Source organism: Streptomyces sp. NPDC043853, from assembly GCF_056436025.1.
Window position 1 is genome coordinate 1215909 of sequence record NZ_JBWKDJ010000001.1, and the last position, 13822, is coordinate 1229730.

Genomic DNA, 13822 nt, shown 5'->3' on the forward strand with positions numbered 1-13822 from the left:
CTCGCCGGGGCCCCCGTGGACGTGGACCTGGGCGCGACCGACTGAGGCATCCGCCTCCCCAGTCACTCCTGACCCTGCATCACCTCTCGTGCGCGGGCGCATGCCACGGCCGCCGGGCCCAGTGTCACTTGACGCACGCACCTCCAGTGGGTTGCATACGGTCTGTGATCACATACCGGACATCGGGAGCCGCGCCATGGACCCGGTGATCGTCGTCGGCGCGGGGCCCGTCGGACTGTCGCTGTCCCTGGCCCTGGCCGGCCATGGCGTGCCCTCCGTGCTGCTCGACGAGGGCCCCGGAAAGGACGAACTCCGGCCGGCCCGGACGGTGGTGCTGCACGCCGACACCGCCGCCATGGCCCAGCGGCTCGGCGCCACGACCCTGCGCGACGAGGGCGCATACTTCGCCGGCTGGCGCACGATGCGGCGCCGGCAGGAGACCCGGCGGGTCACCTTCGAGGAACGGCCCGCCCCGCTGCACGTCCCCCAGCACGCACTCGCCCGCGGCCTGCGGGACGCCGCCGCGGCGCATCCCCTCGTCCAGCTGGTCACCGACAGCCGCATCGATTCCGTGGAGCAGGAGGCCCACGGGGTCACCGTCCACACCCTGGGCGCCGAAACCACCTGGTGGCGCGGCAGCTACGTGGTGGGCTGCGACGGGGCCCGCTCCACCATCCGCAAGCTCCTCCGCATCCGCTTCCCCGGACGTACCGCCGTGGAGCGGTACGCGGTGGCGGCCCTGCGCACCGAACTGCCCTGGCCCGGCGAGGCCATACTGCACCGTTCTCCCTCGGCGTCGGTCCCCGAGGTGACGGCCCGTCCGCTGCCCGACGGGGTGTGGCGGCTGGACTGGCTGCTGCCGCCCCGCGGCGAACTGGTCACGCCCGACGCGCTGATCGAGCTCATCCGCACCACGCTGGCGGGCTGGTGCGGCGGGACCACACCGCCGTACGACCTGATCGACACCGGTGTGCACACCCTGCACCACCGGCTCGCCCGCAGCTGGCGGGACCGCCGGGCCTTCCTGGCCGGGGACGCCGCGCACCTGCTCGGCGCACTGGGCACCCAGGGCGTGGAGGAAGGGCTCCGGGACGTGGAGAACCTGTCCTGGAAGCTGGCCCTGGCCTGGCACCACGGAGCCACCGAGGAACTCCTCGACAGCTACCAGGCAGAACGTCGCACCGCGGTCGCCGCCCGGCTGCGCGCCGCCGACCAGGCCATGCCGGTGCTGCGCGGCGGGGGCGGTCTGCGCAGCTACCTGCCGGGCACGGGACGCACCCACGAACTCCTGCTCGCCGAGGGTCACCTGGGGCGCGGGCCGCTCGGCGCGCCCCCGGCGTACGCCCCGCCGGTCGCGGTCCGCGAGGTGCCGACCGACACCGAGCCGGGCGGCGCGGTGGCCGACGTACCGGTGACCGCGCCGGACGGGACGACCGTACCGCTGCGGGACCGGCTCGGCCGGGGACGGCTGTTGGTGGTGCTGGTGGCACCCGGTACCGGGGTGTGGGACCGGAAGCACTGGCTGAAGGCCGGGCTGATGCCGCGGCTGGCGGCGGCGGTGAGCACGCTGCCGATGCGGGCCGAACTCCTGGTCGCCGACGGGTACCCGGGTGCGCCGGCGCACACCGTGCTGCTGGTCCGGCCGGACGGCCACCTGGCTGCCACCTTCGCGGGGGTCCGGCCGGCCGAGCTGTACGCGGCGGCCGACTCGGTCCGCGCGGCCGCGCCGGTGGCACCCGTGCTGCCGGCGGTACCGGCTCCGGCCGAACCGGCCGAGGCCGAGGCAGGGCCGGCGGAGGCTGTCGCGTCCCGGGTGCCCGAGGGGTCTGCCACGCCGCACCCGTGATCGATTGACCCGTGCGGGCGGTCGTGGTTCACTCGCGGACATGACCGGCACCGACGCACTGCTCTGGCGGAGGGTCCACCTGGACCTGATCCGCTACGCGGGCTGCGTCTGTCGCCCTTCCTGCTGATTCGCCTTTCCCCCCGCCCGCGCACCCGCCTCCCGCCCGGACCCCGTCCGGGCCGGCCTCGGTGCGCGCTCCCACGCGAACCCACAGGACGGTCACATCCCATGTCTGCACCCGCACCTTCGCACGCCCCCGCGCGCCCGCACGCCGGTCCCACCGCCGCCGAACTCCTCGACTTCGCCCTCCGTACCGCCGCCGACCCCGAGGCGATCGCCTCGCTCCCGCTCGATCCGCAGGGCCGCACCTGGGTGCGGCTGGACGGGCCGGGCGGCAGTGAGGCCTGGCTGATCGGTTGGCCGCCGGGCACCGGCACCGGCTGGCACGACCACGCCGAGTCGCGCGGCGCGTTCGCCACCGCGCGCGGCCGGCTCACCGAGAACTCCCTCGCGGTGCGGCTGCCCTCCGAGGGCTGGCGGAGCCTGCGCCTGGCGGAGGGGCACGACCGGTCGCGGAGTCTCGGCCGGGGCGGCGGGCGGGCGTTCGGCGAGTTCCACGTGCACGAGGTGGTCAACGAGTCGACGGACGACCACGCGGTCTCGGTGCACGTCTACTACCCGCCGCTGCCGCTGATCCGGCGCTACAACCGGACCGGGCCGGTCCTCACCCTGGAGCAGGTCGAGCGTCCGGCGGACTGGGAATGAGCGGGCCGGAGGAGACCCGGACCTCGGTGGGGATCGACGAGCTGCTGGAGCGGGTCCGCGCCACGTACGAGCGGATCGGGCCGCGGGAGGCGTACGCGGCGGTGGAGGCGGGCGAGGCCCTCCTGGTCGACACCCGGTACCAGGCGCTGCGGGAACGGGACGGGCTGATCCCGGGCGCGCTGGTGGTCGAGCGGAACGAACTGGAGTGGCGGCTCGACCCCCTGGGCAGTCACCGCACCCCCGCCGCCACCGGACATGACCTGCGCTGGATCGTGCTCTGCGACGAGGGTTACGCGTCCAGTCTCGCGGTCGACTCGCTGCGGCGGCTGGGGCTGGGCCGGGCCACCGACCTGGTCGGCGGGTTCCAGGCATGGAAGGCGGCGGGGCTCCCGGTGGCGGCGGCGGCCGCCTGAGGCCGTGGCACGAGCGCGTACGGGCCGCTGCCCCGGCGGGGGTTCCCGCGGGGCAGCGGCCCTGAGCCGCTGGGGCCGGTACGGGGTCAGCGCTGCGCGAGCGGCGCGCTCCGGTGCCGTGTGCCCACCCGTGCCGCCCTGCGGCACGATTGCCCACACGGCGAGCGGGGCCTACTGCTTGGCGGTGGCCACGTCCACCGGGCGGATCCGGAGGGCGGTGCGGCCCGGGAGGGCGGTGGCGGCCAGGGCCAGCAGGGCGGCGCCGCCGATCACCGTCGCGTAGACCAGCGGCAGAACCGCCGGGGCCGCGCTGCCGGTCATCCCGACGCTGAAGGCGGTCAGCACGGCCAGGGAGATCCCGGTACCGAGCACCGCTCCGATCAGCAGCACGGAGAGCGCTTCGGTGCGGATCATGCGGAGGACCTGGTGGCGGGTGGCGCCGGCCAGCCGGAGCATCGCGAACTCGCGGAACCGCTCGGCGGTGGACATGGCCAGGGTGTTGACCACGGCGATGGCGGTGAAGGCGAGGACCAGACCCATGGCGAGCAGGTTGATCTCGGCGCCGGCCCGGCCGCGCTCGGCGCGCACCTCGTCGGCGTCGGCGGCGGAGAGGACCGCGGTGCCGGGGAAGGCCTTCAGCGCGGAGGCCAGCTGCTCGCGTCCGGTGCCCGGCTCGGTGGCCACCAGAACGCTGCCCGCGAGGGGGTTGTCCATGTGGGCGGCGACCAGGTCGTGCGGAAGGGTGAGGTCGCCGAAGCCGAGGCCCCGGGCGTAGACGGCGGAGACGGTGAGGGTGACGGGGGTGCCGTCGCCGAGGTGGACCGTGAGGGGGCTGCCCGGCTTCAGGTGGAGCTGGTCGGCGGCGAGTTCGCTGACGGCGGCGTTGCCGGCGCCGAACCCTGCCAGGCTGCCGCTGGTGACGCCGGGGTTCCAGGTGCGGGTGAGGCCTTCGGGGGTGACGCCCTGGACGGCGTACTTGGTGAGGCCGACGCGGGCGGTGGTCTGCACGATCTCGGTGGCGGCGAGCACCCCGGGGGTCCGGCGGACGGTCCGGGCGGCTCCGGCGGTGACGCCGGGGCCCTGTGCGGCGAGCACCCACTGGGCGCGGACCCCGTCCCTGGCCTGGGCGCGGGCCGCGTCGCCGAGGGTGGGCTGGACGAAGAGGACGGTGCAGGTCATGCCGACGAGCAGGGCGAGCGGGGTGACGGCGGAGGCCATCCGGGTGGCGTTGCCGCGCAGGTTCGCGGTGGCCAGGCGGCCGTTGGTGCCGGTGATCCGCAGCGGGCCGGCCAGCAGGGCGGTGGCGGCGCGCACCAGCAGCGGTCCGAGCAGGGAGACCGCACCGGCCAGCACGACGACGGCGAGGAAGGTGACGGGGGTGGAGGCGGGCTCGGTGCGCAGGGTGCTCAGTACGGCGACCAGGACGGCCCCGCCGGCGAGCAGCAGGACTCCGGCGGCGATGCGGCTCCAGGCGGGCCGGGTGCGCTCGACGGCCGCTTCGGCGAGGGCTTCCGCGGGGCGGATCCGGGCGATGCGGCGGGCGCTGATGCGGGCGGCGGCCCAGGCGCCGAAGAGGGTGGCGGCGACCGCGGCGGCCATCGGGAAGATTCCGGCGGTGCGTTCCAGGGTGGCGGGGACGGCGCCGAGGGAGATGAACCGGCCGTGCAGCCAGGCGGCGAGCGGGAGTCCGGCAATCGCGCCGAGCACGCCGGCGGCGAGCCCGACGATCATGGCTTCGCGGCCCAGGAGCCGGCGGATCTGGCGGGGTGTGGCGGCGATGGCGCGGAGCAGGGCGAGTTCGCGGTGGCGCTGCTGGATGGAGAGGGCGAAGGTGCCGACCACGACGAGGACGGAGACGAGCAGGGAGGTCCCGCCCATGGCTCCGCCCATGGAGACCAGCTTGGTGCGGGCGCCGGCGGCGTCGAGGAATTCGACGGGGCCGCGGGCGTCGCCGGTGGCGACCTGGGCGGTGGTTCCGGCGAGGGCCTTCTTCAGGTCGGCGGCGAGCACGCCGGGGTTCACCCCGGGCTTGGGCAGCACGCCGAGGGCGGTGATCCCGCCGTCGCGGGCGGCGAGCCTGCGGGCCTCGGGGCCGCTGAAGAAGAGGGAGGTCTGGTGGCCGAGGTCACCGCGTCCGGCGTGGGCGATGCCGCTGACGGTGTAGGTCTTCGGTTCTCCGGTGGCCTGCACGGTGAGCGGGGAGCCGGGCTTCAGTCCGGCCCGGGCGGCGAGCTCCCGGTCGACGACGATCTCACCGGCGCCCTTGGGCTCGTGTCCGTCGGTGAGGGTGAAGGGGGTGAGTACCGCGGACTCCCAGGCGTGTCCGTAACTGCGCTTGCCGGTGCCGGTGCCGGGCAGTACCGGCACGGCCTGGAAGGTCAGTTCGGGCACGGCCCGCTCCACCCCGGGCACGGCCCGGACCTTGCCGGTGGTGTCGGCGGGCAGCCAGGCGCGCTCGGCGACGGGCTTGGCCTTGTGCTTGACCTTGGTCTTGCCCTTCTTCTCCTTGACCCTGGTCTGGTGCACGTTCTGGTCGGCGGAGACGATCACGGGCGTGGCGGCGTACCGCTCGGTGGCGATCGTTCCGCGCAGTCCGGTCTCCAGGAGGGTGCCGCACGCGGTGATGAGGGCGGCCGCGCACATGAGCGCGACGAAGGCGCCGAGGAAGCCGGCTTTGCGGTCCCGGACGGTCTGCAGGGCGTAACGCAGCATCATGGGGACAACTCTGCTGATGCGCGGCCCGCGGATCATTGGAGCGGCCCGGCGTCCCCACCCTGGGGCCAGCCCCACCCCCCGACTGTGGCCCGCCCGCCACCGGCCGGGCAACGGCCGGTCACCGGCCCGGGCCGGCCCGGGTCAGTACCCGTAGCCGAGGTCCTCGGTGTCCTCGCCCTCGTCCTCCAGGGCCCGGCGGACCACGCGCAGGGCCATGCCCTCCGGGTAGCCCTTGCGGGCGAGCATCCCGGCGAGCCGCCGGATCCGCTTGTCCCGGTCCAGGCCCCGGGTCGCGCGGAGCTTGCGCGCCACCAGCTCGCGGGCGGTCTCCTCCTCCTGCTCGGAGTCGAGCCGCTCCAGCGCTTCGGCGACCAGACCGCCGTCCACGCCCTTGGTGCGCAGCTCACGTGCCAGTGCGCGGCGGGCCAGGCCACGCCCCCGGTGGCGGGACTCGACCCAGGCACCGGCGAACGCGGCGTCGTCGATCAGGCCCACCTCCTCGAACCGGGAGAGGACCTCTTCCGACACTTCCTCGGGGATGCCCCGCTTGTGCAGGGCGTCCGCGAGTTGACGCCGGGTGCGCGGGCTCCCGGTGAGCAGGCGCAGGCAGATCGCCCGCGCCTGCTCCTCGGGGCTCTGGGGCGGCAGCTCCGGTCCGGCCCTCGACGGACCGGGGCCGTCTCCCCCGTCGTACTCCCGCACCGGTTAGCTCTTGGCGGTCGTGGCCTTGACCACCTTGGCCTTGGATGCCGGAGCGGGCACGGCCTTGGCCGCGTCCTCGGCGGATGCCGCGGCGTCCGCGCCCTCGGCGGCGGGAGTCGCGTCCTTGCGGACACCCACGCCGAGCTTCTCCTTGATCTTCCGCTCGATCTCGTTGGCGAGATCGGGGTTGTCCTTCAGGAAGTTGCGCGCGTTCTCCTTGCCCTGGCCGAGCTGGTCGCCCTCGTACGTGTACCAGGCGCCGGCCTTGCGCACGAAGCCGTGCTCCACGCCCATGTCGATCAGGCCGCCCTCGCGGCTGATGCCCTGGCCGTAGAGGATGTCGAACTCGGCCTGCTTGAACGGCGGCGCGACCTTGTTCTTGACGACCTTGACGCGGGTGCGGTTGCCGACCGCGTCGGTGCCGTCCTTGAGGGTCTCGATGCGGCGGATGTCGAGCCGCACCGAGGCGTAGAACTTCAGCGCCCGGCCACCGGTGGTGGTCTCCGGGGAGCCGAACATCACACCGATCTTCTCGCGGAGCTGGTTGATGAAGATCGCCGTGGTCTTGGACTGGTTCAGCGCGCTGGTGATCTTCCGGAGCGCCTGGCTCATCAGACGGGCCTGCAGACCCACGTGGGAGTCGCCCATCTCGCCCTCGATCTCCGCGCGCGGCACGAGGGCGGCGACGGAGTCGATGACGATGAGGTCGAGGGCGCCGGAGCGGACCAGCATGTCCACGATCTCCAGGGCCTGCTCACCGGTGTCCGGCTGGGACAGGATCAGGTTGTCGGTGTCCACGCCGAGGGCGCGGGCGTACTCGGGGTCGAGCGCGTGCTCGGCGTCCACGAAGGCGACGGTGCCGCCGGCCTTCTGCGCGTTGGCCACGGCGTGCAGGGTCAGGGTCGTCTTACCGGAGGACTCCGGTCCGTACACCTCGACGACGCGGCCACGCGGCAGCCCGCCCACGCCGAGGGCGATGTCCAGAGCGGTCGACCCGGTGGGGATGACCTCGATGGGCTCGTTCGGCCGGTCGCCGAGCCGCATCACGGCGCCCTTGCCGAATTGCCGTTCAATCTGTGCGAGCGCGGCGTCGAGCGCCTTCTCGCGGTCGGTGCCTGCCATGGGTTCCACCCGGTTTGCTTGAGTCGATCGCTTCACGCCAAAGACGCTAACGCCTGCCACTGACAATGCGCCTCCACGCCCGGTTGGCTGTGGACAAGCATCAGAATACGTGTTCGATTTTCCTGTCAAGCGCGCCACGCAGGACCCCCGCGGCAGGCACCCCCGCGTCCCCGTCAGCCGCCGGTCAGGAACGGTTCCGGGGCAGCCCGAAGCCCGACATCTGCTTCTCCTCGTAGGACAGGAAGCCCAGGCTCCGGTAGAAGGCGTGGTTGCGCGGGCCCTCCGGGGTGGACTCGTGGTCGGTGGAGAGCAGGAAGAACCGGCAGTGGGCGTAGCGCTGCGCGAGGTGCCCGATCAGCGCCCGGCCGATGCCCTTCCGGTGGTGCGCGGGGTCGACCAGGAGGTCCTGGACGTAGGCGATGTGCTCGTCGTCGGAGATGGTCCGGGCCAGCCCGAGCAGGGCACCCGTTCCGTCCCGTGCCGTGACGACGAGGTGGGAGTTGCGCAGGCCGCGGACGAGTTTGTCGGCATCGTGTGCGTACCCCTCCCAGCCGACCGACTCGTAGAGCTTCCGCATCTCCTCGTGATCGAAGACGTCCTCTTCGGCTATGAACACGCCCGCCTCCATCGTTCTCCTGTCATTCACGTCGTTCACGTCGTTCACGTCGCCCATGTCGTTCATGTCGCCCATCTCGCTCGCGCCGTCCGTGCCGCGTCCCGGCGCGGGTCTTCGGCGCAGGACACCGCATGGGACTCCGCGCAGGTCAGCCGCGTCAACGGGAATTCCGGCGGCTTCCGGCCGAATCGTCCGGAGGACCGGCCGGGGCCACCATGAAGGAGAGGCGAAAGGCGGCCCGCTCATGAGCATCCACAAGGTGGGACGGGACATCACGGCCCTCGGGGACTGCCTGGAGGTGCCGGGCATCGGCTTCCTGCCGGTCAACGCGTTCGTGCTGCACGCCGAGCAGCCCGTGGTCGTCGACACCGGCCTGAGCCTGCCCGACCGGGACTTCCTCGCCCTCCTCGGCGAGGCCCTCGATCCGGCGGACGTGCGGTGGATCTGGCTCACCCACCCCGACCGGGACCACACCGGCGGCCTGTTCGCCCTGCTGGAGGCCGCACCGCGGGCCCGGGTGGTGACCACCTACCTGGCCGCGGGGATCTTGTCCTGCGAGCGGCCGCTCCCGATGGACCGCGTCCACCTGGTCAACCCGGGCCAGTTCCTCGACGTCGGCGACCGCCGGCTCGCCGCCTTCCGGCCACCGCTGTTCGACAACGCGGCGACCGTCGGCTTCTACGACGACCGCTCGCGCGCCTGCTTCAGCTCGGACTGCTTCGGCGGCCCGATGCCGACCGCCGAGGTGGCCGTCGGCGGGGACGCCCACGCCATCGGGCCGGAGCGGCTGCGGGACGCCCAGCTCCTGTGGACGAGCGTGGACAGCCCGTGGGTGCACACCGCGGACCCCGCCAAGTACCTGGAGACCGTCCGGCCGCTGCGCGAGATGGATCCCGAGTTCGTGCTGTGCTCCCACCTGCCGCCGGCCGCGGGTGTCGGCCTGATCGCGCAGATGATCGACACGGCCGCCTCCGCCCCCGGCCTCGAACCGTTCGTCGGACCCGACCAGGCGGCGCTGGAGCGGATGCTCGCCGGGTTCGAGCCGGCCGGCCGCTCCTGAAGCACCGCCAGAAAATGACAACCACAGGTTGACACCCTCTCGACTGTCAACCTACGGTTGCCACCATGACGAACCCTTACGTGGAACCCGTCCGCCTGACCAATCCGGTCCGCCTCGACGATCTGATCGAGGCCATCAAGAAGTCCCACACCGATGCCCTCGAACAGCTCAGCGGCGCCGTCGTCGCGGCCGAGCACCTCGGGGACGTCGCCGACCACCTCATCGGGCACTTCGTCGACCAGGCCCGCCGCTCCGGCGCCTCCTGGACCGACATCGGCCGCAGCATGGGCGTCACCCGCCAGGCGGCCCAGAAGCGCTTCGTCCCCAAGTCCGACGGCGATGCCGCGCCGAGCCAGGACTTCGGCCGGTTCACGCCCCGCGCCCGCAACGTGGTCGTCGCCGCCCAGAACGAGGCCCGCGCCGCCGGGAACACCGAGATCCGCCCGGAGCACCTCGTCCTCGGCCTGCTCGCCGAGCCCGACGGCCTGTCCGGCTACGCCCTGCGCGGCCAGAACGCCGACGCCGAGGCCGTACGGGAGGCCGTGGCCGCGGTCCTGCCGCCCGCCGAGGAGGAGGTGCCGGAGCTCATCCCGTTCGACGCCAACGCCAAGAAAGTCCTGGAACTCACCTTCCGGGAGGCACTCCAGCTGGGCCACAGCTACGTGGGCACCGAACACATCCTGCTCGCGCTGCTGGAACTGGAGAACGGCGACGGGGTGCTCAGCAGCCTCGGCGTCGAGAAGCCCGCGATCAAGGCGGCCATCACCGCGGCCCTGGCCGCCATCGTCGGCGAGGCCGCGGCACAGGACCCCCGCTAGCCGCCCCCGGTCCGCGACCACCCTCGTGGGCCACCTCGTACCGCCTCACGTAGGCGCCGAGGAACGCCTGCAGGGTGGCCACCGCCGGGATCGCGATCAGCGCACCGACGGCGCCGAGCAGCGCGGTGCCGGCGATGACCGAGCCGAAGGCCACCGCGGGGTGGATGTCCACCGTCCTGGAGGTCAGCTTGGGCTGCAGCATGTAGTTCTCGAACTGCTGGTACACCACCACGAACCCGAAGACGTACAGCGCGTACCAGGGGTTCTCGGTGAAGGCGATCAGCATCGGCAGCGCACCCGCCAGATAGGTGCCGATGGTGGGGATGAACTGGGAGACCAGCCCCACCCAGACCGCGAGCGCGGGCGCGTACGACAGCCCCAGCAGCTCAAAGAGCACGTAGTGCGCGATGCCCGAGATCAGCGCCATCAGGGCGCGCGAGTACAGGTACCCGCCGGTCTTGGCGACGGCGATCTCCCAGGCGCGCAGCACCTCGGCCTGCTTGGCCGGCGGCAGTACGGAGCACAGGGCGCGCCGCAGCCGGGGCCCGTCGGCGGCGAAGTAGAACGCGAACAGCCCGATCGTCAGCAGCTTGAACAGGCCGCCGAGGACGGTGGCGGACACGTCGAGCACCCCGGCCGCGCTGTTCTGCACGTACTTCTGCAGCCAGTCGGAGTGCAGCAGGCTCTCCTGGATCGCCAGCCGGGACAGCTCCGTGCCGAAGGTGCGGTTGATCGAGCCGATCACATCGTCCAGATACGCGGGGAAGGACGCGATCATGTCGATGATCTGCCCGGCGAGCATCGAGCCGAGGAGGACGACGAAGCCGGCGCCGGCCACGAACACCCCGAGGAACACCAGGAAGGTGGCCAGGCCTCGGCGGATCCCGCGGGCCGCCATCCGGGACACGGCCGGTTCGATCGCGAGCGCCAGGAAGAACGCGATCAGGATGTTCACGAGCAGCCCGATGAGCTGGTGGAAGGCCCAGCTGGCCAGCTGGAAGCAGGCGAAGAGGGCCAGGGCCATCACCACGGCCCGGGGCAGCCAGCGCGGCATCCGGGCACCGGGGGCCAGGGCACTGGCGGCCCGGCTGCCCGGTCCGGCGGGGCCTCCGCCCCGGAGTCCCGCGGAGGGCTCCTCCCCCGCATCCCCCGTGTCCCCCGTCTCCTTCGCCCTCACCGCCGCACCGGGCGGGTCTCCCGTCGCGGTCGCGGCCGGCCGGGCGGCCGCCCCCGGTTCCGGCCCGCGGGCCGGGGGCACGGAGACCGGGCGGGCAGGCGCTGCGCCCGGCGGGACGGGCCCCGCCGCGAGAGCGGGGTCGGGCTGGTCCTGGGCGGTGTCGTCGGTGGCTGCCACCCGGCAAGTCTCGCCTACCGGAGGACGGTACGGCCGCGCCGTGCGGGGATCACCGTGCCGGGGACCGCGCGCCCGGAGGCGGCCCGGGGAGGTTCAGCGCAGGTGGGAGGGGACGCCCATGGCGGAACACACCGCCCGCCACACGTCCTTGGTCTCCCAGCCGGCGTCCAGCGCCTGGTGCACCGTACGGCCGCCCAGCTCCGCCATGACGTGGTCGCGCGCGAAGGAATCGGCGTAGGCGGCGCCGAAGTGCTCCGCCATCCGCTCCCAGAAGATTGTCAACCTCATGCGTCCAGTATCCCGCCCGTTCGGGGTGCACCCGGGCGTTCCCGCCGCCCCGCCCCCGCCGGCCGCCCTACCGTTCGGCCATGTCCGGAGACGACGGTGGTTCGCCCCTTGCCCGCGCCGAGCGGTTCATCTGGCTCACGGCCCGAGTGCTGGAGCAGCGGCGGTTCGCGTTCCACTTCCTCGGCGGCGACCCGGACCCGGTCGACGCCGCCCTCGGCCCGTACCTGAACCCCGACGGCGGGTACGGGCACGCCCTCGACCCCGACCTGCGCGGGCCGCTCAGCCAGCCCCTGCACGCCGCGCACGCGCTGCGGGTGCTGGACGGCCTGGGCCGGTGCGCCGGGCAGCGGATCGAGCGGCTGTGCGGACACCTGACCCGGGTGTCCACACCCGAGGGTGCCCTTCCGGTGGTGTTCCCGGGACCGCGCGACTACCCCGCCGCCCCCTGGCACCCGGTCCTGGACGACCCGCCGGCCGATCTGCTGACCACCGGGCCGGTGGTGGGCGTCCTGCACCGCAACCGGATCTGGCACGCCTGGCTGTTCCGGGCCACCGAGTTCTGCTGGGAGCGGGTGGAGACCCTGCGCCGCTCCCATCCGTACGAGATCCAGGCCGCGGTGGCCTTCCTGGACGGCGCGCCGGACCGGGCCCGGGCGGCCGCGGCCGCCGACCGGCTGGGCCGGCTCGTCCGCGCCGACGGACTCGTCGTGCTCGACCCGCGGCGGAGCGCGGAATCCCCCGTGGCGCCCGGCTACGCCCCCGGTGAGCAGCTGTACCCGCACGACTACGCCGGCCGCCCGGAGTCGCTCGCCCGCGGCTGGTTCACCGACGAGGAGCTGTCGCGGTCGCTGGACTTCCTGGCGGGACGCCAGCAGGAGGACGGCGGCTGGCCGGTGCTCCGTCGGGCCTGGGCGCCGGGCAGCACCCTGGAGCGGCGCCCGGTCGCCACCCTGGAGGCCCTGCTGACCCTGCGCGCGTACGGGCGGCTGGCCGCGCCGGGCGCTTCACCGGAGGGGCGGCACCCCTGAGCCGGACCGGTGGAGTGCGGTGCGGTGCAGTGCAGTGCGGTGCCGTGCGGTCCGGTGCAGTGCGGTCCGGTGCGGGTGCTAGCCGCCCAGGGCCCGGACGCCCGCGGTGACCACCACGGCGGCCCCGACCACCACCAGGAAGGGGGCGCGCAGCACCAGCGCGAGCCCGGCCGCGGCCAGCCCGGCCGCGCGGGCGTCCACGACCAGCGCTGACCCCGTGCTGAAGGTCTGCTGTGCGGTGAGCGCGGCGAGCAGGGCGACCGGCAGCAGGGCCGCCAGCCGCTGGACCAGCGGGCGTTCCAGCACTCCGGCCGGGACCAGCAGTCCGGCCAGCTTCAGCAGGTAGCAGCCGACGACGGTGGCGCCTATGGCGATCCAGACGTTCACGGACGGCGTCCCTTCAGGAAGAGCACGGCGGGCGCGGCGAGTGCCGCGACCAGGACCGGGACGCCGGCCGGCAGCACCGGCAGGAAGCCCAGGCCGAGGACGAGCGCGAGGGCCGCGACGGCCCGCTCGGTCGCGGTCCGCAGCATGGGCGCGAGCAGCGCCAGGAACACGGCGGGACCGGCGGCGTCCAGCCCCCAGGTGGCGGTGTCGCCGATGGCCTCGGCCCCGAGCGCGCCCAGCAGGGTGGTGAGGTTCCACAGCACGTAGAGGGTGAGCCCGGTGACGGTGAAGCCGAGCCGTGCCGAGGCGCGGTCCTTCCGGGCCAGGGAGACGGCGGCGGTCTCGTCGATCACCCAGTGCGCGGCGAGCGGTTTCGCCGCGCGGGGCAGGGCGAGCAGCTGGGACAGGCGCAGCCCGTAGAAGGCGTTCCGGGTGCCCAGGAAGAAGGCGCCGGCGGCGGCGGTGAACGGGTTTCCGCCCGCCGCGAGCGCCCCGACGAGGGCGAACTGAGAGGCGCCGGTGAAGACCAGCAGGCTCAGGACGCACGCCTGCGCCACGCTGATGCCGGACCCGGCGGCGGTCACGCCGAAGGCGAAGCCGGAGAGTCCGACGGCCACGCCGACTCCGAGGGAGTCCCGTACGACGGCCCGGCGGTCCACCGCACCGCCCTCCGGTCCGCGGGCTGCTCCGTCCACTGCACCGTTCGCG

14 protein-coding genes are annotated in these 13822 nt (G+C 73.8%); 6 read left to right on the plus strand and 8 right to left on the minus strand.

All coding sequences use genetic code 11. The annotated features are described in order from the left end of the window. Positions 1-196 precede the first annotated feature (196 nt). The 3 genes from AC067U_RS05145 to AC067U_RS05155 all read left to right on the plus strand — a co-directional run bounded on the left by AC067U_RS05145 (position 197) and on the right by AC067U_RS05155 (position 3024). Entirely contained in the window at positions 197-1846 is a 1650-nt protein-coding gene (locus AC067U_RS05145; RefSeq protein WP_478828215.1) for an FAD-dependent oxidoreductase, read from the plus strand. A gap of 228 nt (positions 1847-2074) precedes the next feature. Then, entirely contained in the window at positions 2075-2611 is a 537-nt protein-coding gene (locus AC067U_RS05150) for a cupin domain-containing protein (RefSeq protein ID WP_478828216.1), read from the plus strand. Further along, entirely contained in the window at positions 2608-3024 is a 417-nt protein-coding gene (locus AC067U_RS05155; protein ID WP_478828217.1) for a rhodanese-like domain-containing protein, read from the plus strand. Before AC067U_RS05150 ends, AC067U_RS05155 begins: the two co-directional genes overlap by 4 nt. Positions 3025-3195: 171 nt before the next feature. Here the strand turns inward: AC067U_RS05155 and AC067U_RS05160 are convergent, their stop codons facing one another. From AC067U_RS05160 to AC067U_RS05175, 4 genes are all read right to left on the minus strand, one after another. Further along, positions 3196-5739 carry an FtsX-like permease family protein gene (locus AC067U_RS05160; protein WP_478828218.1) on the minus strand — a complete coding sequence of 848 codons (2544 nt, stop codon included), beginning with the start codon at positions 5737-5739 and terminating at the stop codon, positions 3196-3198. A gap of 141 nt (positions 5740-5880) precedes the next feature. After that, the gene (recX, locus tag AC067U_RS05165) at positions 5881-6441 is read right to left on the minus strand and encodes a recombination regulator RecX (RefSeq protein WP_478828219.1); all 561 of its coding nucleotides are present in this window, start codon (positions 6439-6441) and stop codon (positions 5881-5883) included. A gap of 3 nt (positions 6442-6444) precedes the next feature. Next, complete coding sequence (recA, locus tag AC067U_RS05170; protein ID WP_478828220.1) at positions 6445-7563, minus strand: recombinase RecA; 1119 nt, start codon at positions 7561-7563, stop codon at positions 6445-6447. A 184-nt stretch (positions 7564-7747) separates the two neighbouring features. After that, on the minus strand, positions 7748-8245 hold the full coding sequence (locus AC067U_RS05175) for a GNAT family N-acetyltransferase (protein ID WP_478828221.1): 498 nt from the start codon (positions 8243-8245) through the stop codon (positions 7748-7750). Between the two features lie 178 nt (positions 8246-8423). Between AC067U_RS05175 and AC067U_RS05180 the strand changes: the two genes are divergently transcribed. Beyond that, entirely contained in the window at positions 8424-9239 is an 816-nt protein-coding gene (locus tag AC067U_RS05180) for an MBL fold metallo-hydrolase (protein WP_478828222.1), read from the plus strand. A 65-nt stretch (positions 9240-9304) separates the two neighbouring features. Next, a complete protein-coding gene (locus AC067U_RS05185) occupies positions 9305-10057 on the plus strand; it encodes a Clp protease N-terminal domain-containing protein (RefSeq protein WP_478828223.1) in 753 nt (250 codons plus the stop codon). On the opposite strand, the gene AC067U_RS05190 is transcribed toward AC067U_RS05185, so the two are convergent. Beyond that, positions 10002-11111, minus strand: a complete 1110-nt coding sequence (locus AC067U_RS05190; protein WP_478828295.1) for an AI-2E family transporter — start codon at positions 11109-11111, stop codon at positions 10002-10004. The two genes, AC067U_RS05185 and AC067U_RS05190, sit on opposite strands and share 56 nt — an antisense overlap. Positions 11112-11504: 393 nt before the next feature. After that, complete coding sequence (locus AC067U_RS05195) at positions 11505-11699, minus strand: DUF3046 domain-containing protein (RefSeq protein ID WP_478828224.1); 195 nt, start codon at positions 11697-11699, stop codon at positions 11505-11507. Between the two features lie 80 nt (positions 11700-11779). Here AC067U_RS05195 and AC067U_RS05200 point away from each other — a divergent pair, with 80 nt between their 5' ends. After that, a complete protein-coding gene (locus AC067U_RS05200) occupies positions 11780-12727 on the plus strand; it encodes a hypothetical protein (protein WP_478828225.1) in 948 nt (315 codons plus the stop codon). Positions 12728-12805: 78 nt separating this feature from the next. On the opposite strand, the gene AC067U_RS05205 is transcribed toward AC067U_RS05200, so the two are convergent. Both AC067U_RS05205 and AC067U_RS05210 read right to left on the minus strand, forming a co-directional pair. Then, positions 12806-13114 carry an AzlD domain-containing protein gene (locus AC067U_RS05205; protein WP_478828226.1) on the minus strand — a complete coding sequence of 103 codons (309 nt, stop codon included), beginning with the start codon at positions 13112-13114 and terminating at the stop codon, positions 12806-12808. After that, on the minus strand, positions 13111-13809 hold the full coding sequence (locus AC067U_RS05210) for an AzlC family ABC transporter permease (RefSeq protein WP_478828296.1): 699 nt from the start codon (positions 13807-13809) through the stop codon (positions 13111-13113). Before AC067U_RS05210 ends, AC067U_RS05205 begins: the two co-directional genes overlap by 4 nt. Positions 13810-13822: the final 13 nt, after the last annotated feature.

Coding starts and splice junctions, on each gene's coding strand:
- AC067U_RS05145 (WP_478828215.1), top strand. CDS start 197: ATGGACCCGGTGATCGTCGTCGGCGCGGGGCCCGTCGGACTGTCGCTG.
- AC067U_RS05150 (WP_478828216.1), top strand. CDS start 2,075: ATGTCTGCACCCGCACCTTCGCACGCCCCCGCGCGCCCGCACGCCGGT.
- AC067U_RS05155 (WP_478828217.1), top strand. CDS start 2,608: ATGAGCGGGCCGGAGGAGACCCGGACCTCGGTGGGGATCGACGAGCTG.
- AC067U_RS05160 (WP_478828218.1), bottom strand. CDS start 5,739: ATGATGCTGCGTTACGCCCTGCAGACCGTCCGGGACCGCAAAGCCGGC.
- recA (WP_478828220.1), bottom strand. CDS start 7,563: ATGGCAGGCACCGACCGCGAGAAGGCGCTCGACGCCGCGCTCGCACAG.
- AC067U_RS05175 (WP_478828221.1), bottom strand. CDS start 8,245: ATGAACGACATGGGCGACGTGAACGACGTGAACGACGTGAATGACAGG.
- AC067U_RS05180 (WP_478828222.1), top strand. CDS start 8,424: ATGAGCATCCACAAGGTGGGACGGGACATCACGGCCCTCGGGGACTGC.
- AC067U_RS05185 (WP_478828223.1), top strand. CDS start 9,305: ATGACGAACCCTTACGTGGAACCCGTCCGCCTGACCAATCCGGTCCGC.
- AC067U_RS05190 (WP_478828295.1), bottom strand. CDS start 11,111: ATGCCGCGCTGGCTGCCCCGGGCCGTGGTGATGGCCCTGGCCCTCTTC.
- AC067U_RS05195 (WP_478828224.1), bottom strand. CDS start 11,699: ATGAGGTTGACAATCTTCTGGGAGCGGATGGCGGAGCACTTCGGCGCC.
- AC067U_RS05200 (WP_478828225.1), top strand. CDS start 11,780: ATGTCCGGAGACGACGGTGGTTCGCCCCTTGCCCGCGCCGAGCGGTTC.